Origin of the sequence: Acinetobacter sp. 16 (genome assembly GCF_033439925.1) — a bacterium.
GTDB classification, from domain to species: domain Bacteria; phylum Pseudomonadota; class Gammaproteobacteria; order Pseudomonadales; family Moraxellaceae; genus Acinetobacter; species Acinetobacter junii.
Map to the genome: position 1 here is coordinate 2,994,669 of NZ_CP137746.1, position 26,920 is coordinate 3,021,588.

The window sequence follows — 26,920 nt, forward strand, 5'->3', positions numbered from 1 at the left end:
TGAAGATTCGCACGAATCCAATACATCCTTTATAATGCTTATTGCTATTCAAATTCAAAAGTAAGCTTCTATGCACCGTAGTGAAAAATCGAAAGACACCAAAGCTAGACTCGCACCTAAAGAAAAAATCAGTTATGAGAAAAAGACTGATCCTGCATTAACCGCTTATGCAGTACAGTCTTTGAATTGGTTACGCCAAGCTGAATTTTTAATGAGTGCACCAAAACTTGCTTTGTGCGTTGAAGATACAGGCTATGAGATTGCATTTGCAGGTCGTTCAAATGCGGGAAAATCGAGTGCGATTAATGCCTTAACTAATAAAAAGCAATTGGCACGTGCTTCAAAAAGACCAGGTCGTACCCAAATGATCAACTTTTTTAGCTTGGGTAATCCTGATCAACGTTTGGTAGACTTACCTGGTTATGGCTATGCCGCTGTACCAGAAGCAATGAAAATTGTTTGGCAAAAAGAACTAGAAAATTATTTGATTCATCGCAAAAGCTTACAAGGCTTAGTTTTATTGATGGATATCCGCCATCCTTTACAACACTTTGATTTAATGATGTTGGAATGGGCGCATTCTCGTCATTTGTTTGTTCATATTCTTCTCACTAAAGCGGATAAACTGAATCGAGGTCCAGCAAATAAAACCTTGCTCGACGTTAAACAACAATTGAAAAAAATGAAGCTCGACTTCTCAATACAACTATTCTCTTCTCTTAACCGTATTGGTCTAGAGGAGTTAGCGAGTGTAATGGGTGGTCGTTTAAATTACACACTTGATCAAACGGTGGAATTTGACCTCGATCAAATCCCAGAAGCATCAGAAACTGACGATAAAGAATAAATTATGCATTTCATGCAACTTGATGCATAAAATAATTTTTAATTGTCCTGAATTGCTAAACACAAACACTAGGTAGTTTTCATATACTGCTTAGTGTTGGTTCATTGCACTATCGATTAGGACTAAAGATGAAATTACTATCATTTGTGAAGAACAAAGTTCTTGGTTCTTCGATTGACTATAAAATTCTCCCTCGAAAAGTAAAATTTGATTGGGAAAAAACCCCTGTAGATTGGATTCCAAATCAACCTTTTGCTAGCTATTTTATTAACGAAATTAATAATATTTTGCCTGCTGGTGAGTTCTGGTTTTGTCGTTTGTACAACAAAGTACTTCCTGAAATCACTGATGAAAAATTAAAAGAAGATGTACAAGCTTTTATTCGTCAAGAAGCGATGCATGCTGTTGCTCACACCTCTGCGAATAAAGAATATCTCAGCCAACGCAACATCGATATTCAACGCAACTTAGACATCATGGATTTCTTATTTACCAAAGCTTTAGCTGATAAGCCTTTTGGTAAAGAAGTTCCTAAAATATTAGATCATCAATGGGATTTATTCCGTCTAGGTGTGATTGCAACCGTTGAGCACATGACGTGTGTTCTTGGTAAATACGCACTCTACAACAAACGTTGGGGAGAACTTGGTGCTGATCCTGAGATGATCGATTTAATTAAATGGCATGGTTCTGAAGAAATCGAACACCGTACCGTAGCATTTGATCTTTATCGTCATTTAGGTGGTAGCTATATTGCACGTTACTACCTCAGCGTTGCGGTAATCGTTCTGGTACTTGGTTTGTGGGTAGATGGTGCTGCTCACATCATGAGCCAAGATCCTCGTTTTGCAGATAAAAAAACAAGTATATTCAAACCTTGGATATGGTTGGAATGGTATAAGATTAGTCGTAAAGACAATCAAATTCTTCCAAATCCAATCTGGTTAGTATCACAACAAATTGATTATTTGATGCCTTGGTATGATCCTGTGAAAGAAGGAAGTACCAAAGATGCTGTGAATTATTTAAATAATTCACCTGCTGCTAAGCGTGCACTACAACATGCTGCATAAGTGAAGAGAAAGAAAAAGCAGGAGTTTTCTCCTGCTTTTTTTATGTCCGTACAACTCGATTAACTTGGCTCTATTTCCGTTTGCTTTGCATAACGATCGACAACCACACTGATCATCATATCTCCCTGTACATTAACTACCGTTCGAACGGTATCCAGCAACCGATCTATCGGCAGTAAAATTGCAATCGCTTCCGCAGGTAAACCAACTGATTGCAACACCATTATCATCGTTACCATGCCCGCACTTGGAATCCCTGGCGCACCTAATGATGCAATCATTGCGGTGAGACAAACGATAAACTGTTGGGTTAGGGTTAAATCCAAACCCATTAAATTGGCAATAAAAAGTGCAGCTGCAGCCTCATAAAGTGCGGTACCGTCCATATTTAACTGCGTACCCAAAGGAATTACAAAGCCTGCCGTTTGCGGTCTTACCCCTAAATTCTCTTGTGCGCAACGCATACTCAGTGGCATGGTCGCTGAACTAGAGCTTGTTGCAAATGCCGTCACCAATGCAGCTCGCGCACCTCTGAAGAACGTCAGAGGATTCATTTTTCCAAAAATCCAAAGCAGTGTAGGCAAAACTACTAAACCATGAAAAATCGTTGTTCCAGTCACCACAAATGCAAACTCAGCAAGACGACTTAATACAGATAAATCCTCAGTCGCAATCAACTTCGCCAATAATGCAAAAATCCCAAGCGGCGCGAGTTTCATTACCCAACTGACAAGCATCATCATCATTTCAAAGAATTGTTGGCTGAGTTGACGAACTGTATTAAAACGCTCACCACCTTTAACGAGAGCAACGCCTAAGAAAAGTGCAAAAACCACAACAGCGAGTACATTCCCTTCACTAAATGCTTTAAAAGGATTGATTAAGGTATTTTGAATAAAATTGGTAAGAAAACTAGAAGGTGTAAGCGTATCAGGCGTTTGATGATTTTGCATTGCTGACTGAAAAAGTGTGATATCAACGCCCTTCCCAACATCAAAAAGATGTGCACAACTGATTCCTAAGATCAGTGCAAGCGTTGTAGTGGTCACACAACTCAAGGCGGTAATCTTCCAAACTCGACCAAACTCCCCTCCAGCTTGTAAATTTGAAACCCCTACAACGATAGAACTAAATATCAAAGGGATCAGCAACATCTTTAACAAACCAATAAAAATGCTACTTAAAATACCTAAAACATATAACGTTGTTTGAGCAAAATCAGCCTGAGGATAGCTAGTCAATAAAAGTCCTAACCCTACTCCCGCGATAGCTGCAATTAAAATTTGGGTATTTAAATTCATTGTGCGTATTAAAAATGAATGCAGTACAGCTACTATGGCATGCTCAAATCTAAGAATCGAGCAATTTTTTGTCACAAGCTTATGACAAAAAAGCCATCATTATGATGGCTTTAATACGATTTCATGCAGAATAATTTCACATTATTGCGTTTCTATTTCTCTGAGCCGAATCAAACCTTCTTGTACTGTACTACAGACTAATTGTCCGTTTTGCCACATTTTTCCAAAGTTCAAGCCACGTGAACTTGCACTAATCGTTGCCTCCATGTCATACAACATCCAATCATCTGCACGCAGAGGACGATGGAAATAAATCGTATGATCAATACTAGCACATTGTAGATTTGGGGAAATCCAAGACAGACCATGTGGACGCAATGCTGTAGTCATCAAGGTAAAGTCAGAATAAAACGCAACAATCGCTTGATGAAGTGAAATTTCATCAATGTTCGATGGGATTCGATCATGAGTACGAATATAGTGTGCGTAAAAAGGAGCTTCCGGCTGAGGTTGAAACGGATTCATAGGCTGAATCGGTTTAATTTCAACATGACGTTCACGCATAAAGCTGGCGCGAACATTTTCAGGCACGAAATTGAGCATACTTTCCTTTAATTCTTTCTCAGACTTCAGCTCTTCAGGACTCGGATACTCTGGTTCTTTATGTTGATAATTTAAGCCTTCTTCTGGATTGGCAAAAGAGACCATTGCAGAAAAAATTGTACGTCCATGTTGGATCGCACGCACTTGTCGACTTGCAAAACTTTTACCATCTCGCAATGGATCAACTTCATAAATGATCGGTGCATCGACATCACCACCATATAAAAAATAAGCATGCAACGAATGTGCTGGACGATCTGTAGTGTAGGATGCGGCCCTTAACGCCTGACCCAGAACCTGCCCACCAAATACCCGTTTACCAACCAGATTGCGGCTGTTGCCCCGAAAGATATGTTCTTCAATCCGTTCCAGCGTCAATAGTTCAACGAGTTCTTGAGTCAAAACATTCATGTAATTACCATCCATCAATCAGGAAAAATCAACCCAGGCATAAGGCACAATATAGTGCCACAATAAAACACTGCTTTTAGCTCATGCACAAGGTGAATTCAGGACAATTCAGATCAACCGTTATGAGCAGCCTGACTTGATTGTGCCATAAATTCCCATAAATATACTCAGGATAAAATGATTTGTCCGTCACGTTATTCTTATTTATAACCGCTAAAAATACGATTTTTAACGATAAAATCTACCAAATACGCTATATTTTGTCAGAAAATAACATATCGTTTTATGTCAGAATAACGCAGAATGTCGTGCTCATCATGACTTACTGTCAGGATTATGATTTAGGAGTTTGTAATGTCCAAGACTGGATTTGGTCAAATGTATCGCCAACTTTCGAGTAAGTTACTTGACCTTGTGGTCACCCCACATGTTCTTGGTGAAGTTCCTACAGAATCCACCGCAGTAGAGCAAGAGAAACAGGATTCAAACAAGCTGGTCTGCTATGTTTTACAAAATTATTCACGTAGTAACGCACTGGTTGTAGATGGTGAAACTCGCCGCCTTCATCTAAAACCTGCTTTGGATGCCTTGAGTTTCGGGACGTATCATGAAAAAAACTCGATTCTATTTTTGCATCAGAATGAAAATAACTTTTTTAATACTCAAACATATCCCCCACGCCTTCTACAGTTGATCGAAGCATTAGAACAAAATCAAGAAGTAGATGTTCAATTAGTTCCCGTTACAGTACTTTGGGGACGTTCACCAGATAAAGAGGATTCATGGTTTAAACTGTTGTTCTCCGATACTTGGGCAACGCCTGGGACAGTCAAACAACTGGTCAATATTGGTCTACATGGTCGTGAGTCTTATTTAGAGTTCCATGCACCGCAATCCTTGCGTGAACTGGTAGATTATGCCAAGAGACATCATCCAAACATCTCTCCTGCCACGTATATCGCAAGTTCACTAGATGGCTACCTAGACCAGCAACGCGAAGTGGTACTTGGGCCTGACTTGTCAGACCGCCGCAACGTGATGCAGTCTATCATTAAGGCACCCGATGTACAGGATGCCATCCGTCGTGAAAGCATTCAGCATAAAATCAGTATGCTTGAGGCAGAACGCCGCGCAATTGGCTATGTCAATGAAATCGTTTCTGATTATTCAGCGTCAGCAGTACGCTTCGCAGATATGGCTTTAACACGATTATGGACACAACTGTATGACGGCGTTGAAGTTCATAATTTCAGTACAGTTCGCGAACTTGCGAAAGACTATGAAATTATTTACACACCCTGCCACCGTAGCCATATTGACTATTTATTACTGTCTTATGTGATTTACAAACGTGGCTTGATGATTCCATATATTGCTGCGGGTGATAACCTAAACTTACCTTTTGTAGGTCAGTTATTACGTGGAGGTGGTGCATTTTTCATACGCCGATCTTTCCGCGGTAATGCACTATATACATCTGTACTCAAAGAATATTTATACAGCATTCTATCACGCAATACGCCTATCGAGTACTTCATTGAAGGTGGTCGTTCACGTACCGGTCGCTTGCTACCACCGAAGACAGGCATGCTTGCAATGACCGTACATGGTCATTTACGCGGTCGCGCCAAGCCAATTGTTTTTGTTCCAACATATATCGGCTACGAACGCCTGATGGAAGGTTCAACTTATGTCGGTGAGATGCAGGGTAAGCCAAAAGAAGCAGAATCAATTTTTGGCATCGTCAAAACTTTACGTAAAATTGAAAGAATTTTTGGCAAGGTACACGTCAATTTTGGTGAACCTGTTTTCCTTGATGATATTTTAAAGCAGCATAATGCAGATAAAATTCAGATCGAAAAAAATGATGCGCCAATTCCAGCAGAAATTTCCAGTGTGGTGTCAAGCTCAGCCAACCTGATTCTGGAAAATATCAACCGTGCGGTGGTGATCAACCCTGTTTCATTATTATCTTTGATCTTATTAGCAACACCAAAACATACATTAGATGAAGAGATCTGTGCCAAACAACTTGATATTTATCGTGATTTAGCGACTCAACAACCGTATGATGAACGCACGCAAGTCACTTCTTTATCAGGTAAAGAAATCATTGCTTATGGTCTAAAGCTCAAACTGATCAAACGTGTGCAGCATGTTCTAGGTGATATTATTGCCATAGAAGACAATCAAGCCGTTTTATTAACCTATTTCCGTAATAACATCTTACATGCTTTTGTCTTACCATCACTGGTTGCATCATTGGTTGAGCACAACGGTAAAATTAACAAGACCGATTTAAGCAACGTCATCCGTACCTTGTATCCATTCCTGAAAGCTGAACTGTTCATGAAATGGCAGCCAGCTGAACTGCAACAGCATATAGATAACTATATCAACGCACTTGTTAAAATTGGTCTAATTTTCCAAGATCATGATGGCAACTTATTTAGCCCAACACCAAACAGTGAAGAGCATCAAAAACTTTTGACTTTAGGCATGCCAGTTAAACAAAGCTTAGAGCGTTACTACATGACGCTTGCGCTGATTACCCAGCGTGGTTCTGGCAATATCTCCACCAAACAGGTGGAGGAACTGAGTCACTTATTGGGTCAACGTCTGTCTGTGCTGTACGAGTTCAACTCACCAGAGTTCTTTGACAAGGCACTGTTCCAAAGCTTTATTAAGGTGCTAACTCAGCAGAATTATATTCGCAACAATGAACAGGGCTTCATTGAATATGATGACAACTTTAGTAAGATGGCGGCAGGCGCACAGTTGGTGCTTGACGAAGCGACCCTGCAGATGTTGCAGCACATCACCACATTCAGTGATGAGGAACTGGCGACAGCGCTGGAGGCAATGGCTTCACAGCAGGCCAAACGCCGTTTGAAACGTAAAAAAGCTTAATGTTTCGGTATTCACTTCTGATGGGTTAGTCAAAAATTTGGCTAACCCAATTTATTTGCGGCATTCTAAATATTTCGGATCATCTAGACATCTGAGTCGTTTGATTAGCTCGACAAAATAGGCATCGTAGTAACCTGAATCCACATAACGATTACGAATCTTAGCAACCAGCGCCTCATAGCCCTGCTTTTCATAACCCGAAATATCAGCCCAATAATACGCTGGCAAGTGATTTTCCGATTGAATCGCCTGTGCGGCCAATACATTACTATTTTTGACAAACCATGTACGAACATGATGCCCAAAATTTGCAGGATATGATTTTGGTTTAATCACAATATTCATTGCAAAATAAGCAACTGGGAAATTCACAACCTGTGTCGCTTCACCAAACTCTTTCTTGAGATTGTAGGGTAAAATTCCATAAGCAGGCGCCGCTAGAATATCAATCTTATGCTGTTTAAATAAATCAATTGCATTTGAAAAATCAACATAAGTCGCTTTAGCAGCAACACTTTGTACTAAAGCTTGTTGTGGTGGGTTATCTTCTAGAATCCCTATGCGCTTGTTTTTGAGTTGGGATACTTTACTGATCTGTTGAGTATTCATGATCATATATGCCGTTCCGATCGGAATCATACCAACCACTTCATACTTCGAACTGATCATTCTTTTTTCAACATTCGGATTATTCATAAGTTGCAAAAACATTCGTGCAACACGATTATTCGAAATTAAGCCAATTCCACCAGTGCTTCCCATAAATGAGTTGTAGCGGTAGGTATTAAAGTTTGATGCGATTAAACCTGTACATTTATTTTGCTCAAAAGCCTGAATCGCATCTTTTTCAATTTTAAAATAGCTGAATTTTAATTGAACTTGGCTTTGCATATCTTGCAAACGACGACTGATATCGCCTTTAGAACTCAAAGGCTCAAAAACACACCAAACCTGCTCACCAGCCCAGCTTGTTGTTCCCATAAATAACAGCAAAATTAAATAAATTATTTTTCTCATATACAACCTTCAATGCCTCACTGCAAACTACGTGCAAACTTAGGCAGTTCCTTAACGGAATGTGTTGGTAATTATCAATCAAGATTCATACCAACTTTTCAATCATGATCGCAGTTTAATCTAATTATTTTTCATTAATATGTACGAACAGCGCGGCTTCATAGTCATTAAAGCAAATCAAATGGTCAAATTCAAAACCAGTTTTAGCAATTCGAGTCGCATAAATACGCTTTCCAGTGTGCTGTTCAGACTCCAATTTCAATGCTGTCAAACCTAATTTTCGCTGAAACCAAAGCAAAATTTCATGCATCGCAATAGGTCTATTATTACTGAGAATATAACTTGATTCAGGACTTTCCAAAGTCGCCAACAAAGCTAAAAAACGAGCTAAATCATTTATATGAATACGGTTACTAAAGTGAATCGTCGGATAGTTCTGTGTGCGCTGGGCAAGCCTTTTTAAACGCTCAACGGATACACCATAAATACCTGTTGGACGAACAATCACAGCCTGTTGTGGATAGCAGGATTGCCATAACAACTCCATTTTTCGTAACAGCTCACCTTGTTCATCTATTGGACGTATATCAGACTCATCATCCACAAGCTCTCCTGCGTTCTCACCATAAACGCGTGTTGAAGAAACGATAATGATCCGTTTGACAGGATGATGTTGTAAAGCTTTAGCAATTGGTTCCACACTATCGACATAGGTATGTTGATAAGCATCAATTCCACTTTCACTTGGTGAAAGAATCACATATACCACATCGATTGGTTCAAATTCACTTAAATCAAGATGATGGGCATCTTGAATATGGTGTGTTGCGTAATGATCTGTTTTTTCAGTACGGCTAATTGTGCTAATGTGGTGACCTTGCTCAAATAAGTGTTTAGCGACACGCTGAGATGTTTTACCATAACCAATAAATAAAATATGCATACCGATCCTTGACCAAAAAATGACTTCAGTCCAGCAATTACAAGGCGTTGGTGCTGCCGCAGCAAGCCTACTAGAAAAGCTCCATATTTTTAGCACGGATGATCTACTGTTTCATCTTCCGCGTGACTATGAAGATCGTAGCACTATTATTCCAATGAATCAGCTGGTTGTTGGACGTAGTTATTTGCTTGAGGGGGAAGTTAAATCTATTGATTTCCCACCAGGAAAAAAGAAATCCTTTGCTGCGTTGCTACAAGATGATTTTGGCAAAGTCACCTTACGTTTTTATCATATTTATAAAGGTTTAACGGATCGTATAAAACCAGGTGCACGTTTAAGAATCTTTGGTGAAGTGCGTGTCGGTGCACGAGGCTTAGAGCTTTATCATCCTGAAATACAAGTCATTCAACGACATACCGCATTACCCAAAACTCAGTTAACAGCGATATATCCAAGCACGGAAGGTCTAACACAACCTAAGTTGCGTGAATATGTTCGCCAAGCACTAGAACATCATAGCGATGCTTTACCTGAATTACTGCCCGCCAAATACAGTAATGGCTACGAATTAAAAGAAGCTCTGCACTATATTCACGAACCACCGATTGATGCCAATATGGTACAACTCAATCAAGGCTCACATCCTGCACAGCAACGATTGATTTTTGAAGAACTGGTCGCGCATCAAATCAGCTTACTTACACGTCGTGCTTATATTCGACAAATAGCAGCACCTCGCTTTAGCAGCAGCAAAGTTTTAGCAAAGCGCCTTTTAGATGCCCTGCCTTTCCAGATGACCAACGCACAAAAAAGGGTTTCTAAAGAAATTCTACATGATCTGAAGCAAGATCAACCCATGCTGCGTTTAGTTCAAGGAGATGTGGGTGCAGGTAAGACATTGGTTGCAGCCGTTGCAGCATGCCATGCTTTAGAAGCTGAATGGCAAGTGGCGCTGATGGCACCCACCGAAATCTTGGCTGAACAACACTATTTAAATTTCAAACGTTGGTTTGAGCCTTTAGGCATAAAAGTAGCTTGGCTTTCAGGTAAACAGAAAGGTAAAGCACGAACATTAGCAGAGCAGGAAATTAAAGAAGGTCACTCACAACTCGTTGTCGGAACGCATGCCCTATTCCAAGACAATGTAGAATTCTCGAAGTTGGGCTTAGTGATTATTGATGAACAACACCGCTTTGGGGTAGATCAACGACTTGCATTACGTAATAAAGGCGTTGATCAATTTACACCACATCAATTAGTGATGACAGCGACCCCTATTCCACGCACACTCGCAATGAGTGCTTATGGTGATTTAGATACCTCAATCATTGACGAGCTACCACCTGGACGAACCCCGATTCAAACTGTCACGATTCCTCTGGATCGTCGAGAAGAGGTCTTACAACGTATCGCCAGTAACTGTCGTGAAGGTAAACAAGCCTACTGGGTTTGCACTTTAGTTGAACAATCTGAAACCTTGGATGCCCAAGCAGCAGAAGCAACTTTTCAAGAAATTAAAGAACGCTTCCCTGATCTAAATGTGGGATTAGTACACGGCAAAATGAAAGCTGATGAAAAGCAAGCTGTCATGCAAGCCTTTAAAGACAACCAGTCACAACTTTTGATTGCCACCACAGTGATTGAAGTGGGTGTCGATGTGCCCAATGCATCCATTATGGTGATTGAAAATGCGGAACGACTTGGACTTTCTCAATTACATCAGTTACGTGGTCGAGTTGGTCGCGGTGCAACAGCTAGTTTTTGTGCCCTACTCTACAAAACGCCACTATCACAAAATGGACAAGAACGTCTTTCCATCTTGCGTGAAAGCAACGATGGCTTTGTGATCGCTGAAAAAGATTTGGAAATACGTGGTCCAGGTGAATTACTAGGTACCAAGCAAACTGGTGATATGGGGTTTCGTGTCGCACGCTTAGAACGTGATGACCATTTGCTCACCCAAGCACATTATGTTGCTGAACAATTACTCAAAGATTATCCACAACATGCTGAAGGACTATTAAAACGCTGGCTACCTAAAGCACCTCGATACGCTTATGTTTAAATTATTGAGCCGAGGAGCACAACAAGTTGCTGATTATTTCACAGCATGTCACTTATGCGATATTGGTGTCAGAGCACACCATGGTGTTTGTCAAAGTTGCTGGCAACAATTACCATGGTTAAAACATAAAATCGAACGACATCAGCAAGATATACTTGTTGCCTGTCATTATGAATATCCGATCAGCCAACTCATTCAACAATTTAAATACGAGCAACAGTTACATCATCTTCGATTACTTAGCGGACTATTACTGGAACTTAAGCTGCCAAAAGTACATGCCATCGTACCAATGCCTATTTCAAATGATCGACTGATGGAAAGAGGTTTCAATCAATCACTTTTAATCGCTAAGGAACTGAGCAAAGTATTGAATATTCCAGTATGGCAGCCCGTGCAACGACTAGCCCAACATTCTCAAAAAGGTTTAAGCCGCTTAGAGCGATTGGAAAATATAGAAGATCAATTTGTCGCTAAAACACATCTTCAATTGATTTATAGAAAAGTGCTGATTATTGATGATGTCGTGACCACAGGCAGCTCTATCAATGCCCTCAGTCAAGTATTAAAACAGTTGGGGTGCCAACATATATACTCAGCCTGTTTAGCCGCTGGTGGTGTTAAACAGGCAAATCATGATGTTATTGCTTAAGACACCAAGGAATGACAACCTCGGTAGTTAATGGTGCAAGCAAAATAGACTCTTCATGCAAATCAATCCATTTCATTTCCGCGATTTCAGCCGCAATTTCAGGTTGTTGATGAAGTTCGACAACAAACAGATGGCTAATTAATTGATGATCAGGTTCATTTGCTGTTGCTGTCTCATATCGCCCCAAATACTGCTTGATGTCACAAGTAGACCCAATCTCTTCTAAAATTTCGCGCTGAATTGCTATTTCAGGCGCTTCATTGGGTTCAAGCTTTCCGCCAACTTGCATAAACACACGCGTGTTCTTTTTTCTTACCAATAACAACTCATTTTTGTCATTCATGATAATGGCAGCAGCGACAGTGATTGTTTTCAAAGGTTATCCTCAAGCTTGAATTTCATTGCGAGACGTCCATTTCGGAACTGCGGGTTGATATTTCTGAAATGCCGCTAAAATATCATGAATATTATCAGACACAATCAAGGTATCTACAAATCGAGCTTGGCTAAAACCATGCTCAACTGAAGTTTGTAACATTTTAATCAGATCATCATAAAAGCCATTAATATTTAAAAATGCACAAGGCTTTTGGTGAATCCCTAATTGATTCCATGTCCACTGCTCGAAAATTTCTTCCAAAGTCCCTGCACCGCCAGGTAATGCAATAAAACCATCTGCCAATTCAGCCATCTTGGTTTTTCGTTCATGCATATCTTTCACAACATATAGTTCGCTAAGTTCAGCATGCGCAAGCTCACGATCAACCAAAGCTTCAGGAATAACACCAATCACTTTGCCACCTGCTTCAAGCGCACTATTGGCAACCACACCCATTAAGCCAGAACGACCACCACCATAAACAAGGGTCAAACCTTGTTCAGCAATTATTTGACCTGTTGCTTGAGTGATTTGTTCATAAACCACATCATTACCGAGAGAAGAACCGCAAAAAACACATATAGAATTCATACAATTAAAACCGTTTTATATAACTGTCATGCTGATAAAGTAGGCTATGAAACAAGATTTTTGACAAAATAGCGTTTAGGCAAGTGTTTTTAGTTCAATCCTTGTCTAAAATACACGCTGACTTTCATAAACTGCGCGAGGAAAAAAGACATGCTTGAAGCCTTTTATGCCACAGAGCGCGGTAGTCTAGAAGATGCAACGATCAATGGGAGTTTTGATCTGCATCCTGAATTAGTTTGGATTGATTTAATCGCTCCATCACAAGAAGAACAACAATGGGTACTTGATGCTTATGAGCGCAACTTACCTACTCTCAAATCACTTGAAGACATTTCCTCATCCGCACGATTTTACCGTGATGATGATGGTATTTTGCATATCAGCACATATTTTTTAACAAAGAATAAAAATTATCAGGTAGATGGTGATACTGACGACTCATCACATATGCTTGCAATGGTACAAACCGTCGCATTTATTTTGCATAAAGATCGTTTATTTACCATGCGTGGTGAGAAGCTCGTCGCTTTCCGTGCATTCCGTGCCCGTGCGCGTCGCAATGACTATGATATGGACTATAAAGATCCGACGTGGATCTTATTGGGGTTACTAGAAGCAAAGCTTGATGAACTTGCGGATATCTTAGAAGATATCCACAAAGACTTAGAAAGATACTCCACAGAAGTACTCAATAATCATCATCGTGAAAAGATCTTAGATCTAGATGACATGATTACACGCCTAGCACAACAAGAAGATATGCTTGGAAAAGCACAATTATGTTTGATTGATTTGCGTCGAGTTCTTACCTTTTTATCTCGCCCACGTGCATTAGGCAGTCATATCTATGATGCAGATATTCGAGAATTAAGCGAGGATGTACGCTCACTGGTTGAGCACGATGCTTTCTTATTCCAAAAAGTACGATTCTTACTCGATACAACGTCTGGGTTCATTAACACTGAACAGAATGACACGATTCGTCGATTCTCTATTTTACCAAGTATGCTTGCACCACCTATGCTGATTGCAAGTATTTATGGGATGAATACAGATGAATTACCATTTGCTCACGGAAGTTTAAGCTTTCTCATCGTCGCTGGCATATTAATGGCATTCTTAGTACTGCCAATGGTCTACTTCAGATGGAAGAAATGGATATAAAATGAAAGGGTTATTCCTTTGTATGGGCATAACTCTTTCGATACCCACAACTTTTGCCTGCGCACCGCTTTCCCCTAATGATGTGTTTATTGCCCGCGTTAAGTCTGTTCAGAAGATCAATTCAATTAATCATACTAAATTTAAATTACAGCACCCTGACTTTGTATTTAAAAATTTTTATCTAAAATCATTTCACCAAGACCTAAAGAATGGATGAGTGATTTTCCAATTAAAACGATAAAAACGAATGACTTAATTATGGGCTTAGCATACCCATCAAATCATAATACATCCCAAAAATATCAAATTGTTTCTTTAGCATTATTAGATTGCAAAGAAAATACCATATCGATTGATCTTCCTATTGCACCATTTACCGCATGGAATAGAAGAATTAAAGGCTGTAATAATGAATCATCTATCAGATTACTAGATGGTTTTTTAGAACATGATGAAAGCTTTTATTTAAAAAAAACTACATCAAAAATATCCAACTTGCGAAGCTCTTTTTTCAGCTTATCCCAAATAATACCAATAAAAAAGAGAGCTTAAATAGCACTGCTGTCCCACAAATATCACAAGAAGAACCTCAATTGAGGTTCTTCTTGTTTTCGCCATTTTTTATCAGGCACAAAGAGTGACCTTAAAAGTTTCCTTTCAAATAAATTGACCTGAATAATTCTCAGTAAACGCTGAACACTCCATCCTTCTTGTGCCATGTGTTTAGCGAAGTTCACCAGCAAATAGGCAATTAATGCAATCCATATTTGCGTTTGTATCGCATTGCGGCTTCGACCTAGAAATGACTTCAGTTTTAAATTCTGCTTGATGGCTTTAAAGAATAACTCAATCTTCCAGCGGTCTTTATAAATTGCAGCAATGGTGGATGCTGCCAGATGAAAGTTGTTGCTCAGAAATTCGAATGTTCTTTTCTTATCTGTATCATAAAACTCTATACGTCTTAATAATTCAGGTGCGCCTCTTTTCTTGGCATGCGCACTGCTCAATTCAATACATTCATCCGCAATAATCCCTTTAGTCTCTAATACGCTGCGGCTTGATTTAACTTGATAAACTGTCTTTGGGCGTAGCCGGGTTACAAAGCTGACGTTCTGAAGTGTCAACTGAGCAAACCATTGATAATCAACATATCCTTTATCAAAGACGATAATGCTGCCAGCAGGAAATTTAAATGCTCTGCCTTGCACCATATCATTTTCAATACCATCCCCAAGCGCTACAAATTCAGGAATGGTATTGCTGTGATTTAAGCCAACACTGAGTTTAATACTGGCTTTGGATTCATGCACTTTTGCCCATTCGCACAATGACAGTGAAAGATCAATATGACTGGCATCTAGTGAATACAGTGGATTTTTGAATCTAAATTTATGTGCAGTTTTAGAGTTTTCACAGCGCTGAAGCAGCTGTGTGAACAATTGCTGATACAGGCTGGCGGGCTGTTCTTCGTTGAGTCTTGCTAAGGTGCTTCGCGCAATTCTCTTCGCGCCAAGATGATAGAGCTTTTCCTGCTGGGATTCGAGATTGGATTGAATGTCTCTTAAGCTTTGCCGACAAGAAAGTTGGGACATCAATATGGCAACAAACTGATCCCAGCGGGTGGCTGATCTTAATTTTTGCCCAGAGTGGTGCAGTTTAGCCAGACGTTCAAAATCTTGTCTTAGAATGGGTTTGAGTAATTGATGAAATACGGTATTCTGATGTGACAAAACCTGAGTCCTTTATAGTTAAAGTGTTTGTTTGCACTCATATTTTAACTATTTAGACTCAGGTTTTTTTATTTAAAGCAAACTATGGGACAGTAGTGGCTTAAATAGCTCTCTTTTTGTAATCTACAAAACCAATTAAATTAACTTCAAGTCATCTTGTAGATGGCAAGCTTGGATGATCTTTAACATCTTTTCAGAAACATTTTTAAAATGTAATCCTTTACTCTCTGGAGTTTGACGTAACCATTGCACCAAAACAGCCAAAGATAAAGTATTACCATTTTCAAGCTGAGCAAGGTCAACAACTAAAGGAAAACTTTGATGTTGCTGAATATATGCTAAACCTGATTGATAAACTTGCTCTGCATTTTCAAAATCAATCGTCTTAGGAACGACGAGTTGTTGGTCGATATATTGAATCACCCGTCACCTACTTATTTTTTATTTACAGCTGCATCAGCATCTGGTTTAAAGGTCGCAATCGCTTTATCAATATTTCCACCATTGCGCTGAACTGTAGCAGCAAACTGGTTACGGAATTGTAAGCCTAGATCAATACCAGAAACATTGATATTACGCACTTTCCATTGATCTCCTTTGTCCGTTAATTGGAATGACACAGGGATCTTCTCACCATTATGCATAAAGTCTAAAGTCACCACAGGATTTTTGCTGTTAGTCGACTTAAACGGACGCATTGTATAACTTTCATTAGTATATTTCGCGAAAGCACCACCATAGTTTTCGATAATCACTTCACGGAAGTTTTTCTCAAATTGAGCACGTTGTGCAGCATTCGTGTATTGGTTATTTGCATAAGTACCCAATACGATACGAGTAAATGCTTGCGAATCTACATATGGATCAAGATTTTGACGGATAATCGTTCTGACCAAAGCTGGATTGTTTTGCAACTTCGGTTTATCAGCTTTCAAACGAGTAATTAAACCATCTGCAACACGTTTTACGAAATCAGGTGGGGTCTCTTTTGGCGCTGCAAAAGCGGCACTCGCAAGCATTGTCGATAATACGCTTGCTGTCAGTGTCTGTTTCAATAATGTATTCACTTCAATCTCCTAACCTGAATTACTCAACAAACGAAGGTTCTGCATCATCCGTAGCAGGTTGAGAAGCTGAACTTTCTGTTGATGAGCTTGATGTGGATTTACCCGCACCACCAGTAATAAATTTACTGATTAAATCTTCTAAATCCATTGTGCCTTGAGTGTTTGAAACGACGTCACCACGTTTCAAGTAGTTGACACCACCACCTGGTACGACTTTCAAATATTTTTCACCCAATAAGCCATTGGTTGCTACCATTATATAAGCATCTTCGTCCAGACTCGTGATGGAGGTCATGTTACCGATCAGTTGCTGTTCCATTTCTTTTTGTTTCGCAGCATCAGCTTGTTGATAATCAGAGCTATAGCGTAATTCCTCAAGTGCATTCTTCTGAACTTCTTTTAACTGCTCAGCATTAAAGCTCGTTAACTTACCATCTAATTCGAATTTCACAGTCGCTAAACGTGTGATTGGATCTAATGTAATAGATTCAACACGACCAATCGTTACACCACTCATCGTAACTTTTGCACGTGGTTTTAAACCATTCACATTGTCAAACTGCGCTGTCATGCTGTAGCTATCACGTAAATTTGTGCCAACTAAACCACTGACTTTCATTGCAAGAAAAAATAGAGCGATACCGAAGATAATGACAAAAATACCTACGGCCAGCTCACTAGTACGTGATTTCATTAAATCCCTCCGAACATGACCGCAGTCAACACGAAATCAAAACCTAATACACAAAGTGAAGAATACACGACCGTTCTCGTCATCGACGTCGCAATACCTTCTGGAGTTGGATCGCAGGCATAACCTTGATATACCGCTACCCATGTACAAATCAATGCGAACACTACGCTTTTGATAATGCCATTAACAACATCATGTCCAAATTGCACACTACTTTGCATTCCACCCCAAAATGAACCTTCGTCCACTCCGAGGAAATCAACACCAACTAATTTTCCACCGACAATACCAATTGCAGCAAAAATGACAGTCAGCATCGGTAAACTTACAATACCTGCCCATAAACGTGGTGAAACGATTTGCTTTAACGGATCAACACCAATCATTTCCATACTGGCAAGCTGTTCGCTCTGTTTCATCGAACCGATTTCAGCAGTAAGCGCCGAACCAGCACGTCCTGCAAATAATAATGCAGCGACTACAGGTGCAAGCTCACGAAGTAATGTCAAAGACACCATCGTCCCTAACATTGCTTCACTACCGACATTCACCAAGATCGAATAACCTTGTAAACCCAGTACCAAACCAATGAATAAACCTGAGACAGAGATAATCAATAATGACATCACTCCGACACGGTACATTTGGTAGATAAAACGCTGAAATCCGCCTTTGGATGGCATTGAAAATAAAATCTGAATCAACATTAGTGACGCTGCACCAATGCCTTTCACCCGCTCAATAACGAGTCTACCTAACCAGGCAATCGTATTCATGGACGAACCTCGTTATCTAAATAAGCTTGATGAGTAAATTGATATTCGACAGGTCCTTCAGCTGATCCTGTTAAAAATTGGCGCACAAATGGTGAAGCATGATTTTCTAATTGTTCAGGTGTACCTTCACCCTGAATTTTACCTTCAGCAACAACATAAATATAATCAGCAATCGATAAGGTCTCTGCCACATCGTGCGATACGATAATCGTTGTTAAATCTAATGCTTCACGTAAAGAACGAATTAATCGAGTTAAAACACCTTTCACAATCGGGTCTTGCCCAGCAAAAGGTTCATCATACATAATCAATTCTGGATCAAGTGCAATCGCACGTGCTAAAGCAACACGACGATTCATACCTCCAGAAAGTTCTGATGGCATTAATTGTTCTGCACCGCGTAAACCAACAGATTCAAGCTTTAAGGCAACAAGCTCTGCAATGATATGTTCAGGTAACTTCGTATGAGCTCGTATCGGAAATGCAACATTTTCATATACCGACATATCAGTAAACAGCGCACCACTTTGAAATAACATTCCCATACGCGCACGAGCTGTAAATAGCTCAGGACGAGACATTGCTGCTATATTTTTACCATCGATTAAAACCTCACCCCGATCAGGAGTTAATTGTCCACCAATGAGTCTTAATAATGTTGTCTTACCTGTACCTGACGGCCCCATGATTGCAGTAATCTGACCACGTCGAATTTTGAGACAAACATCATCATAAATGACACGTTCCCCTCGATTAAAGCTCAAGTGTTTAACTTCAATTAAGGCTTCAGTATCGCGAGGAGTTTTATTATTCATAAGGGCATTCATTCCTGCACTTTTTATGCACGCATACTATACACTGAAAGATTAAGCACTTGTTTTTATTTTGATAAGGGATGTATCAAGATTATTTAATTTATGTAGTTATTCTTAGACGCGGATTCACTCGCAACATGCATCGTATTATTGGCATTAAAACTGTCAGAATTGTTTTCATCAAACAATGCATATGCAAAGAATAATCCATTACATAACATGAGAATGACAAATAGACACGGTAGCCCTTCATTGCAAACGAAAGACCATGCTTGAGCAACAAAACTGTTATTTTGCTTAATATTATTCATTTTTTATATAAAATTTGAACTAGAACACATTTTTACCGATTCTACATGAATATCAAGTAATAAAAAAGCCAGTTTTTCAACTGGCTTCTTCATTTTATCGTTTTTTAACGATTAGAAGTCGTTTTTACGACGACGGTCGCCACCGAAAGTTTCTTCACGTGTACCGCGTACTGGACGATCTTCACCACCAAAGCTACGCTTTGGACGGTCACCGAAGCCACCTTCACGTTGAGGTGCTGGACGATCACCAAAATCACGTTTTGGACGATCACCGAAGCTACCTTCACGACGTGGTTTATAATCTACACGATTACCACGGTTGTCATCATTCGAGTCAAAACGTGGTTTATCGTTGTAGCCACCTTCACGACGTGGACGATCAGAATTGAATTCACGACGTGGGCGATCTTCACCACCAAATGTACGCTTTGGACGATCATCAAAACCACCTTCGCGGCGTGGACGATCAGAATTGAATTCGCGACGTGGACGATCTTCACCACCAAACGATGGACGTTCACCACGTGGTTTATCATCAAAGTTACGACGTGGACGGTCTTCAAAACCACCTTCACGACGTGGACGATCAGAATTGAATTCGCGACGTGGACGATCTTCACCACCAAATGATGGACGTTCACCACGTGGTTTATCATCGAAGCTACGACGTGGACGATCATCACCACCTTCACGACGTTTGAAATTGCTTTCGCCTTCAAAACGACGACCGCCACCAAAACCACCACGACCACGACCGCCGCCATCACGACCACCGCGACCACGACCGCCGCCATCACGACCTGAACGTGCAGGAGGTGGAGATGGCTCTAAACCTTCAATTTCAGACACATTTAAACGTGCATCTAAATAATCTTCTAAAGCACGGATTTTGCCACGCTCACGATAAGTCGCAAGTGTAATCGCTTGACCTGTACGACCCGCACGACCTGTACGACCAATACGGTGTACATAGTCTTCATTTTTCATCGGTAAACCGAAGTTAATTACGTGAGAAATGGTTGGTACGTCTAAACCACGTGCTGCAACATCAGTTGCAACTAAGATTTTTGCACGACCTTCACGAATACTACGTAAACGACGGTTACGAACTGTTTGTGGCATAGCACCATGCAATGCAACAACTGAGTGGCCTGCTTCAGCCAATTCTTCAGCAAGCATGTCTGTATCTTCTTGCGTGCTTGCAAATACAACAGCTTGATCTACTGACTCGTCAGATAACCAGTGTGTAAGTAATTTTTTCTTATGCTCAAAGCCATCAGTCCAATGTAATGTTTGAGTTACATCAGTATTAGTACTGTGGCCTGTTTCGATTGCGATACGTTGTGGATCATTCATCATACGTTCAGCAAGACGAATAATACGATCAGCAAAAGTAGCAGAGAACATTAATGTTTGATTACGGTTTGCAGCTAACTCACCAATTGCTTCTAGATCTTCAGAGAAACCTAGATCAAGCATACGGTCAGCTTCATCGACGATTAAAGATTCAACTTTATCAAGTTTCAATTGACGACGATTAACCAAGTCAAGTAAACGACCTGGAGTAGCAACAATAACTTGCGCGCCTTTAAGCTGTTGAATTTGCTTACCAAAAGGCATACCACCCATAATTGCAGCAATACGAACACCTTTCATATGACGTACAAATGCAATCGCATCTTGGCTTACTTGTTGAGCCAATTCACGCGTTGGGCATAAAACTAAAATACTTGGTTGGGTAATCGCTTTCATGCGCTCTTTAAATGGCACGAAAGTTTCTTGACCAGTTAAAGCATTTAATGTTGGGAGTAAAAATGCTGCTGTCTTACCAGAACCAGTCTGGCTAGAAACTAATAGATCTTTTCCTTCTAACGCAGCTGGAATCGCTTGTTCTTGCACAGGAGTTGGACTAGTAAAACCTAAACCTTCTAGGGCTTGTTGTAAGGTTTCGTGCAAAGAAAATTCGGCAAAAGTTTTGCTCATAGAGAGTTTCACCCTAATGGGTGCTCCATTTTAATAAATACAAAAAATAGACATCGGCAAAAAGCGGCAAAGCGACTCAAGCTGAAAATATATGAAATTCAGCGGCAATCCGGATAACGACGATGTGGACTAACGCACGCTTGATTACTGCCTCAACCTGAAGAATCGCTAAGCGATTTGGGCGCAAGATGTGGTCCTCTCTATGGACAGCGTGCGCATAATATGAATAGAACTGAATGTTCAGGTAATGAACTGGAATTTAAGTGCGTGGGCGGATTATAGCAGAATAATTTTAAAAGTCACCCTTTTTAATAGGTTTTTCTACTGGATCACCTTTATTATTTGTATCTGACCGATTAAAGAAGATGAAATTATAAAAATAACTCCTTCATTATTATCAGATCATAATAAAAAAAACCCTCAAATTATTGAGGGTTTTTTAATCTAAAATTTATTTTGCAGCTTCGCTCCATGCTGGAACTACTGCTTGCATTAGTGGTTTTAACATTTTCATTGAACAAGCAATGACTTGACCATTTTCCATTGAATCATTACCACCACGAGCATCCACAACCACACCGCCCGCTTCTTTAACAATTAACTCACCTGCAGCGATATCCCATGGTTTTAAACCTAATTCAAAGAAACCATCAAAACGACCCGCAGCAACATATGCCAAATCTAATGCTGCTGAACCTGCACGACGAATTTGAGCACCAGATTTTGTGACTGCCAATAACGAAGCAAAGTGTTGCTCTGCATAAGAAACGATTTCACCATTACGCTTTGCACGATAAGGATGACCGACTGCTAGGAATGTTTTATCTAAACTATCTTTGACATTTGCACGAATACGGCGTTGATTCATTACTGCGCCACGACCACGGCTTGCAGAGAATAATTCATCACGAACTGGATCATAGATCACACCGTGTTGTGTCACGCCTTTGTGTTGTACAGCGATAGAAATACAAAAGTGAGGGAAACCATTGATAAAGTTTTGAGTACCATCTAAAGGATCAATCACCCAACACCAATCAGCGTCGTGACCTTTACCTTCTTGCATACCAAACTCTTCACCTAGGAAGCTATGATTTTTATAGCTTTTGCGAAGTGTATCTATTGTAAGTTGTTCCAAATAACGATCAACACGTGTTACTGGACCATCAATGCCTTTTTCTTCAACTTGTAAATCGAGTTTATGACGATTTTGATGTGCCTTTAAAAGCTCTTGACCAACTGTTTGAGCCGCACGCGCAGCCATAACCACCATAGGTTCCATTGAACACCCACTACAAATTTGAAGATTTTGACAAAGAATAATGCATAAAAGCCCTTACATTCTATCAAATATAAGGGCTTTTAGGGGAAAAATGTTTACGAAAAATTATTTCCGTTTTTTATCTAAAACCAAGCACGTTCAATTGAAGCTAAAATCCCATACGCATCCAAACCACAATCGGCGAGCATTTGTTGATGTGTAGCTTGATGTAAAAACTCATCTGGCAAACCCAAATTGAGGAGTGGCTTTACGATTTTTGCTTGTGCGAGGAATTCATTTACTGCACTTCCCGCACCTGCCATCACGGCATGTTCTTCAACAGTTACGAAAAGCTGAGTTCGTTCAGCAAGTGTGCGTATCATTTGTTCATCCAATGGCTTCACAAAACGCATATTTACCACACGCACACCAATTGCATACTTATTCGCAAATTGTTGCGCTGCTTCGACTGAAGCTGCCACTCGACTCCCGAAAGCCAAAATACTGATCTGCTGATCTGCATCCAAATTAAATTCTGCAACGATTTCAGCTTTACCAATTTCTAAAGCAGTCATTTGTTGTTGAATTTCTACACCTGTTCCAGCCCCACGCGGATAACGAACTGCTGTTGGACCTTTATAATGATATGCAGTGTGTAGCATTTGACGACATTCATTTTCGTCTTTTGGCGCCATAATCACCATATTAGGTACAGTACGCATATAGGCATAATCGTATGCACCTGCATGCGTTGGACCATCTTCGCCAACCAAACCAGCACGATCAATACCAAAGGTGACATCTAAATTTTGCAATGCCACATCATGAATCAACTGATCGTAGCCACGTTGCAAGAAGGTTGAATAAATCGCGACAACAGGCTTTAAACCTTCACACGCCATACCCGCTGCTAAAGTCACTGCATGCTGTTCAGCAATTGCAACATCAAAAAAGCGTTCAGGGTATTGCTGTGCAAACTTCACCATGCCAGAACCTTCACACATTGCAGGTGTGATCGCTAATAAACGTGCATCTTGTGCAGCTTCGTCACATAACCACTGTCCAAATACATCTGAATATTTAGGTGGTGATTTTTTAACTGGTGCCGAAGCAGTAGGTGTAATCTTAGTAATGGCATGATAGGTAATCGGATCTGCTTCTGCTGGAGCGAAACCTTTACCTTTTTTAGTGTAAACGTGAACTAATCGCGGACCTTTGCGTTTTTTTAATGCGTGGAAGACTTGAGCAAGTTGTTCAACATTGTGCCCATCAAAAGGTCCGAAATAGTCAAAACCAATCGCTTTAAATAAGTTATCAGCTGCATCTGTTGCAGATTGATGCAAACGCGAATTGTATGTCCATTTTGGATGTGGCTGAACATAAGCTTCGCCCTGTTCATTTACATTGACCAATTGACCAGTTTCCCAAATCGCAGCGAGATGTTTTGCAAAACCACCCGTGCTGCATGAGATCGACATATCATTATCGTTCAATACCACTATTAGATCAGCATTATGTGCAACAGCATCATTCATGGCTTCAAAAGCCATCCCTGCTGTCATTGCACCATCACCGATAATCGCAACAACTTCGCAAGGCTTTTGCTGATAACGGCGAGCCAGTGCCATCCCTAATCCAGCAGAAATTGCTGTTGAAGAATGTCCTACACCGAAAGTATCAAAATCAGATTCATCTCGTGCTGGAAATGCAGCTAAACCACCTTTACTACGAATTGTGGTAATACGTTCTCGACGCCCAGTCAGGACTTTGTGAGGATATGCTTGATGCCCTACATCCCAAACTAAACGATCATCTGGTGTATTGAAACAGTAGTGCAAAGCAACTGTCAGTTCAATCACACCTAAATTTGCGCCAAAGTGACCACCACTTTGTCCTGCTGCATACAAAATATATTGACGCAACTCATCTGCCACTTGAGGGAGTTGGCTTTGCTCGAGCTGACGTAATTGCTCAGGATGATCGATTTCATCCAACAATGGCGTAACAGGGCGTTGAGTTGGAATTTCGGTATACAACATAATGTGGCAAAGCCTTTTTAAGCCTGGCAAATCCGAAGCTGGGTTAAATGGGGGTGATCATACAATTAAATATGATGCACCTTCAATCAGCCACATGTGCGAATGATGTAGTGCTGAACATTCTCTTGCATACATTTACAGTATAGCCATCAGATTATCCTGAATTATGTCACTGTTTATCAACTATTATTATGTGCTTTGTATGAAAAAGAAAAACTTGTGTGAAAAATCAGACATTCTAATTCACGCAATCTTCACACATTAGGCTATACTTTGACAGTTTTTCTGATAATGGTGAATAAATCTGTGCCGATTGAATTTATTGCAACATCAAAGCTACCAACTGCTTTCGGTGACTTCAATATTTCCGTGTTTCAAGACCCAAAGACGGGTGAAGAACATGTGGCGCTTTCTAAAGGTTTAGAAACTCCACCAAATACTCCTGTTTTAGTTCGTATTCACTCAGAGTGTCTTACGGGCGACGCTTTTGCCTCACTGAAATGTGACTGTGGTCCTCAACTGCAAGCAACCCAACATTTGATCAATGAAGCAGGTCAAGGTGTCATCCTTTATTTACGTCAAGAAGGTCGTGGCATTGGATTGACCAATAAAATCCGAGCTTATGCACTTCAAGATCAAGGGCATGATACTGTTGATGCTAATCTTCTGTTGAATCTTCCTGCTGATGCACGTCGTTATGATATGTGCAGTATTATGCTCGATCATCTCCAAGTCAAAGAGGTTAAGTTGATTACTAACAATCCTCTAAAACTTAAAGCACTCACCGATCTTGGTATTAATGTTGTTGAACGTGTACCACTTACTGTTGGAAAAAATCCGTTCAATGAGCAATATTTAAAGACCAAACGTGAGCGTATGGATCATCTCTATCAAAATGATGACTTCTGATTCACGTTCTTAAACGTTTAAAAATAAAGCAATCAAGGGATTTTTAATCAGAATGATTAAAAATCCCTTATTTTTTTTATGGTTTTATGTTTTGATGTTACTAATATATAGATCACCTCAAGAGGATCATCATGCAGCATCCAACTTCAGCTGATATTCAACGTGTTCGTGAATTTTTACTTGATCTACAAGCACGAATTTGCGCAGGTTTAGAACAACAGGAACGTGCAGGCGGTGGAACCGCTGAGTTTATCATTGATGATTGGGAGAGAACCGAAGGCGGTGGTGGTCGCTCTCGAGTTCTACAAAATGGTGAAGTAATCGAAAAAGGTGGGGTGATGTTTTCCCACATTAACATCAGCAAACTACCTGCTTCAGCGACAGAACGCCATCCACAGATTGCTGGTGCAAAAGCACAAGCCTTGGGCGTTTCATTAGTCATTCATCCTAAAAATCCTAATATTCCAACCTCACATGCCAATGTTCGTTTATTTGTAGCCGAACCTGAAGGTCAAGATCCTGTTTGGTGGTTTGGTGGTGGCTTCGATCTGACACCTTTTTACCCAGATGATCAAGATATTCAAAATTGGCATCAAACCGCTTATGACTTATGCAAGCCTTTTGGTGAAAATGTTTATGCAGAACATAAACAATGGTGTGATGATTATTTTTATTTAAAGCATCGAGACGAACAACGTGGCGTAGGTGGGCTGTTCTTTGATGATCTCAATCAGTGGGATTTCGAAACTTGTTTTAAATATATGCAAGCCGTTGGAAATGGGTACTTAGAGGCGATCTTACCTATTTTTGAAAAGCATCGTGAGCAACCCTATACAGAAGCGCAACGTGAGTTCCAACTTTATCGTCGTGGGCGTTATGTAGAATATAATTTGGTTTATGACCGTGGCACTTTGTTCGGCTTACAAACAGGTGGGCGTATTGAGTCAATTCTAGTGAGTTTACCGAATCTAGCAGGTTGGTCGTATCGTCCAGAATGGGACGCTGACTCGTCAGAGAAACGACTTACAGATTATTATTTAAAACCAAGAGATTGGTTAGGTTTAACAAAATAATCCCTACTTTACATCCCTGTTTTTATAAATCAGGGATGTATTTTATTTGTACATTCATTTAAGTTCTAAATATAAAGATCTCAGTGTTCTTGATAGGGTTATGAATTAAATCTGATCTAAAATTTTGCATTAAAGACTTACTCAAACTTTGAGGCTGTTTGATCAAAGTAATCAATAACTGTAAAAACTGTCCGTGTGACAATCACTACGATGATTAATATTTGCAATGCTTTCGGCATGTCTAATAAGAAAGATACTCATAACATAATTTGTATAAATCTCAGCAAAATTCAGTCTTATCTGAAC

The 26,920-nt window shown here is 40.1% G+C and carries 23 protein-coding genes and 2 pseudogenes; 9 read left to right on the forward strand and 16 right to left on the reverse strand.

Annotated features, from left to right (window positions below):
• Window positions 1-70 precede the first annotated feature (70 nt).
• Window positions 71-847 (forward strand): ribosome biogenesis GTP-binding protein YihA/YsxC, encoded by a 777-nt coding sequence (yihA, locus tag R2H34_RS14545; RefSeq protein ID WP_004951767.1) that lies wholly within the window; start codon window positions 71-73, stop codon window positions 845-847.
• 128 nt (window positions 848-975) lie between these two features.
• Entirely contained in the window at window positions 976-1,920 is a 945-nt protein-coding gene (locus R2H34_RS14550) for a metal-dependent hydrolase (protein WP_282896697.1), read from the forward strand.
• Between the two features lie 59 nt (window positions 1,921-1,979).
• On the opposite strand, the gene R2H34_RS14555 is transcribed toward R2H34_RS14550, so the two are convergent.
• Window positions 1,980-3,221, reverse strand: coding sequence for a dicarboxylate/amino acid:cation symporter (locus R2H34_RS14555; protein WP_282896698.1), 1,242 nt, complete (start codon window positions 3,219-3,221; stop codon window positions 1,980-1,982).
• A 141-nt stretch (window positions 3,222-3,362) separates the two neighbouring features.
• Entirely contained in the window at window positions 3,363-4,235 is an 873-nt protein-coding gene (locus R2H34_RS14560) for an acyl-CoA thioesterase (protein ID WP_004964352.1), read from the reverse strand.
• A 354-nt stretch (window positions 4,236-4,589) separates the two neighbouring features.
• On the opposite strand from R2H34_RS14560, the gene plsB reads away from it, so the two are divergent.
• On the forward strand, window positions 4,590-7,145 hold the full coding sequence (gene plsB, locus R2H34_RS14565; RefSeq protein WP_125297284.1) for a glycerol-3-phosphate 1-O-acyltransferase PlsB: 2,556 nt from the start codon (window positions 4,590-4,592) through the stop codon (window positions 7,143-7,145).
• A 51-nt stretch (window positions 7,146-7,196) separates the two neighbouring features.
• Here the strand turns inward: plsB and R2H34_RS14570 are convergent, their stop codons facing one another.
• Window positions 7,197-8,162: a putative solute-binding protein gene (locus tag R2H34_RS14570; protein ID WP_004964356.1), complete on the reverse strand. Its 966-nt coding sequence runs from the start codon at window positions 8,160-8,162 to the stop codon at window positions 7,197-7,199.
• Between the two features lie 124 nt (window positions 8,163-8,286).
• The gene (locus tag R2H34_RS14575) at window positions 8,287-9,105 is read right to left on the reverse strand and encodes an NAD-dependent epimerase/dehydratase family protein (protein ID WP_004964357.1); all 819 of its coding nucleotides are present in this window, start codon (window positions 9,103-9,105) and stop codon (window positions 8,287-8,289) included.
• 19 nt (window positions 9,106-9,124) lie between these two features.
• Between R2H34_RS14575 and recG the strand changes: the two genes are divergently transcribed.
• Together recG and R2H34_RS14585 are read left to right on the forward strand one after the other, a co-directional pair.
• Window positions 9,125-11,170, forward strand: coding sequence for an ATP-dependent DNA helicase RecG (recG, locus tag R2H34_RS14580; RefSeq protein WP_125297285.1), 2,046 nt, complete (start codon window positions 9,125-9,127; stop codon window positions 11,168-11,170).
• Entirely contained in the window at window positions 11,163-11,822 is a 660-nt protein-coding gene (locus R2H34_RS14585) for a ComF family protein (RefSeq protein ID WP_005403261.1), read from the forward strand. The genes recG and R2H34_RS14585 overlap by 8 nt, the downstream gene beginning before the upstream one ends.
• Here the strand turns inward: R2H34_RS14585 and R2H34_RS14590 are convergent.
• Together R2H34_RS14590 and R2H34_RS14595 are read right to left on the reverse strand one after the other, a co-directional pair.
• Window positions 11,812-12,198, reverse strand: a complete 387-nt coding sequence (locus R2H34_RS14590) for an NUDIX hydrolase (protein ID WP_005403262.1) — start codon at window positions 12,196-12,198, stop codon at window positions 11,812-11,814. The two genes, R2H34_RS14585 and R2H34_RS14590, sit on opposite strands and share 11 nt — an antisense overlap.
• Window positions 12,199-12,207: 9 nt before the next feature.
• The gene (locus R2H34_RS14595) at window positions 12,208-12,792 is read right to left on the reverse strand and encodes a TIGR00730 family Rossman fold protein (protein ID WP_004964372.1); all 585 of its coding nucleotides are present in this window, start codon (window positions 12,790-12,792) and stop codon (window positions 12,208-12,210) included.
• 150 nt (window positions 12,793-12,942) lie between these two features.
• On the opposite strand from R2H34_RS14595, the gene R2H34_RS14600 reads away from it, so the two are divergent.
• Both R2H34_RS14600 and R2H34_RS14605 read left to right on the forward strand, forming a co-directional pair.
• Window positions 12,943-13,956 (forward strand): magnesium and cobalt transport protein CorA, encoded by a 1,014-nt coding sequence (locus tag R2H34_RS14600; RefSeq protein ID WP_004964376.1) that lies wholly within the window; start codon window positions 12,943-12,945, stop codon window positions 13,954-13,956.
• A gap of 1 nt (window position 13,957) precedes the next feature.
• A pseudogene (locus R2H34_RS14605) lies at window positions 13,958-14,485 on the forward strand (hypothetical protein).
• 46 nt (window positions 14,486-14,531) lie between these two features.
• Here R2H34_RS14605 and R2H34_RS14610 read toward each other — a convergent pair.
• The 9 genes from R2H34_RS14610 to dxs form a co-directional block, all read right to left on the reverse strand.
• The gene (locus R2H34_RS14610; protein ID WP_108565295.1) at window positions 14,532-15,686 is read right to left on the reverse strand and encodes an IS4 family transposase; all 1,155 of its coding nucleotides are present in this window, start codon (window positions 15,684-15,686) and stop codon (window positions 14,532-14,534) included.
• A gap of 135 nt (window positions 15,687-15,821) precedes the next feature.
• A complete protein-coding gene (locus R2H34_RS14615) occupies window positions 15,822-16,109 on the reverse strand; it encodes a lipid asymmetry maintenance protein MlaB (protein WP_004964385.1) in 288 nt (95 codons plus the stop codon).
• An 11-nt stretch (window positions 16,110-16,120) separates the two neighbouring features.
• Complete coding sequence (locus tag R2H34_RS14620; protein ID WP_004909421.1) at window positions 16,121-16,753, reverse strand: phospholipid-binding protein MlaC; 633 nt, start codon at window positions 16,751-16,753, stop codon at window positions 16,121-16,123.
• A gap of 19 nt (window positions 16,754-16,772) precedes the next feature.
• Window positions 16,773-17,447: an outer membrane lipid asymmetry maintenance protein MlaD gene (locus R2H34_RS14625; RefSeq protein WP_004909422.1), complete on the reverse strand. Its 675-nt coding sequence runs from the start codon at window positions 17,445-17,447 to the stop codon at window positions 16,773-16,775.
• Complete coding sequence (gene mlaE / locus R2H34_RS14630) at window positions 17,447-18,223, reverse strand: lipid asymmetry maintenance ABC transporter permease subunit MlaE (RefSeq protein WP_004909424.1); 777 nt, start codon at window positions 18,221-18,223, stop codon at window positions 17,447-17,449. The genes R2H34_RS14625 and mlaE overlap by 1 nt, the downstream gene beginning before the upstream one ends.
• Complete coding sequence (locus R2H34_RS14635) at window positions 18,220-19,038, reverse strand: ABC transporter ATP-binding protein (protein ID WP_004909426.1); 819 nt, start codon at window positions 19,036-19,038, stop codon at window positions 18,220-18,222. Before R2H34_RS14635 ends, mlaE begins: the two co-directional genes overlap by 4 nt.
• 422 nt (window positions 19,039-19,460) lie before the next feature.
• A complete protein-coding gene (locus R2H34_RS14640) occupies window positions 19,461-21,332 on the reverse strand; it encodes a DEAD/DEAH box helicase (protein ID WP_318342318.1) in 1,872 nt (623 codons plus the stop codon).
• 451 nt (window positions 21,333-21,783) lie between these two features.
• Complete coding sequence (locus R2H34_RS14645) at window positions 21,784-22,614, reverse strand: inositol monophosphatase family protein (protein WP_151760306.1); 831 nt, start codon at window positions 22,612-22,614, stop codon at window positions 21,784-21,786.
• A 122-nt stretch (window positions 22,615-22,736) separates the two neighbouring features.
• Window positions 22,737-24,632 carry a 1-deoxy-D-xylulose-5-phosphate synthase gene (gene dxs, locus R2H34_RS14650; RefSeq protein ID WP_151760307.1) on the reverse strand — a complete coding sequence of 632 codons (1,896 nt, stop codon included), beginning with the start codon at window positions 24,630-24,632 and terminating at the stop codon, window positions 22,737-22,739.
• A gap of 306 nt (window positions 24,633-24,938) precedes the next feature.
• Between dxs and ribA the strand changes: the two genes are divergently transcribed.
• Window positions 24,939-25,541, forward strand: coding sequence for a GTP cyclohydrolase II (ribA, locus tag R2H34_RS14655; protein WP_026057390.1), 603 nt, complete (start codon window positions 24,939-24,941; stop codon window positions 25,539-25,541).
• A 131-nt stretch (window positions 25,542-25,672) separates the two neighbouring features.
• The gene (gene hemF, locus R2H34_RS14660; RefSeq protein ID WP_004951723.1) at window positions 25,673-26,614 is read left to right on the forward strand and encodes an oxygen-dependent coproporphyrinogen oxidase; all 942 of its coding nucleotides are present in this window, start codon (window positions 25,673-25,675) and stop codon (window positions 26,612-26,614) included.
• Between the two features lie 58 nt (window positions 26,615-26,672).
• Here the strand turns inward: hemF and R2H34_RS14665 are convergent.
• A pseudogene (locus R2H34_RS14665) lies at window positions 26,673-26,813 on the reverse strand (histidine phosphatase family protein); the annotation flags it as partial.
• Window positions 26,814-26,920 lie beyond the last annotated feature (107 nt).

What these genes read in the sequence shown, in the direction of transcription:
- R2H34_RS14570 (WP_004964356.1), bottom strand. Translation starts at nt 8,162, where the DNA reads ATGAGAAAAATAATTTATTTAATTTTGCTGTTATTTATGGGAACAACA.
- R2H34_RS14635 (WP_004909426.1), bottom strand. Translation starts at nt 19,038, where the DNA reads ATGAATAATAAAACTCCTCGCGATACTGAAGCCTTAATTGAAGTTAAA.
- R2H34_RS14645 (WP_151760306.1), bottom strand. Translation starts at nt 22,614, where the DNA reads ATGGAACCTATGGTGGTTATGGCTGCGCGTGCGGCTCAAACAGTTGGT.
- dxs (WP_151760307.1), bottom strand. Translation starts at nt 24,632, where the DNA reads ATGTTGTATACCGAAATTCCAACTCAACGCCCTGTTACGCCATTGTTG.
- R2H34_RS14555 (WP_282896698.1), bottom strand. Translation starts at nt 3,221, where the DNA reads ATGAATTTAAATACCCAAATTTTAATTGCAGCTATCGCGGGAGTAGGG.
- R2H34_RS14550 (WP_282896697.1), top strand. Translation starts at nt 976, where the DNA reads ATGAAATTACTATCATTTGTGAAGAACAAAGTTCTTGGTTCTTCGATT.
- R2H34_RS14625 (WP_004909422.1), bottom strand. Translation starts at nt 17,447, where the DNA reads ATGAAATCACGTACTAGTGAGCTGGCCGTAGGTATTTTTGTCATTATC.
- R2H34_RS14575 (WP_004964357.1), bottom strand. Translation starts at nt 9,105, where the DNA reads ATGCATATTTTATTTATTGGTTATGGTAAAACATCTCAGCGTGTCGCT.
- plsB (WP_125297284.1), top strand. Translation starts at nt 4,590, where the DNA reads ATGTCCAAGACTGGATTTGGTCAAATGTATCGCCAACTTTCGAGTAAG.
- recG (WP_125297285.1), top strand. Translation starts at nt 9,125, where the DNA reads ATGACTTCAGTCCAGCAATTACAAGGCGTTGGTGCTGCCGCAGCAAGC.
- R2H34_RS14600 (WP_004964376.1), top strand. Translation starts at nt 12,943, where the DNA reads ATGCTTGAAGCCTTTTATGCCACAGAGCGCGGTAGTCTAGAAGATGCA.
- R2H34_RS14560 (WP_004964352.1), bottom strand. Translation starts at nt 4,235, where the DNA reads ATGAATGTTTTGACTCAAGAACTCGTTGAACTATTGACGCTGGAACGG.
- yihA (WP_004951767.1), top strand. Translation starts at nt 71, where the DNA reads ATGCACCGTAGTGAAAAATCGAAAGACACCAAAGCTAGACTCGCACCT.
- R2H34_RS14595 (WP_004964372.1), bottom strand. Translation starts at nt 12,792, where the DNA reads ATGAATTCTATATGTGTTTTTTGCGGTTCTTCTCTCGGTAATGATGTG.
- hemF (WP_004951723.1), top strand. Translation starts at nt 25,673, where the DNA reads ATGCAGCATCCAACTTCAGCTGATATTCAACGTGTTCGTGAATTTTTA.
- R2H34_RS14585 (WP_005403261.1), top strand. Translation starts at nt 11,163, where the DNA reads ATGTTTAAATTATTGAGCCGAGGAGCACAACAAGTTGCTGATTATTTC.
- R2H34_RS14640 (WP_318342318.1), bottom strand. Translation starts at nt 21,332, where the DNA reads ATGAGCAAAACTTTTGCCGAATTTTCTTTGCACGAAACCTTACAACAA.
- mlaE (WP_004909424.1), bottom strand. Translation starts at nt 18,223, where the DNA reads ATGAATACGATTGCCTGGTTAGGTAGACTCGTTATTGAGCGGGTGAAA.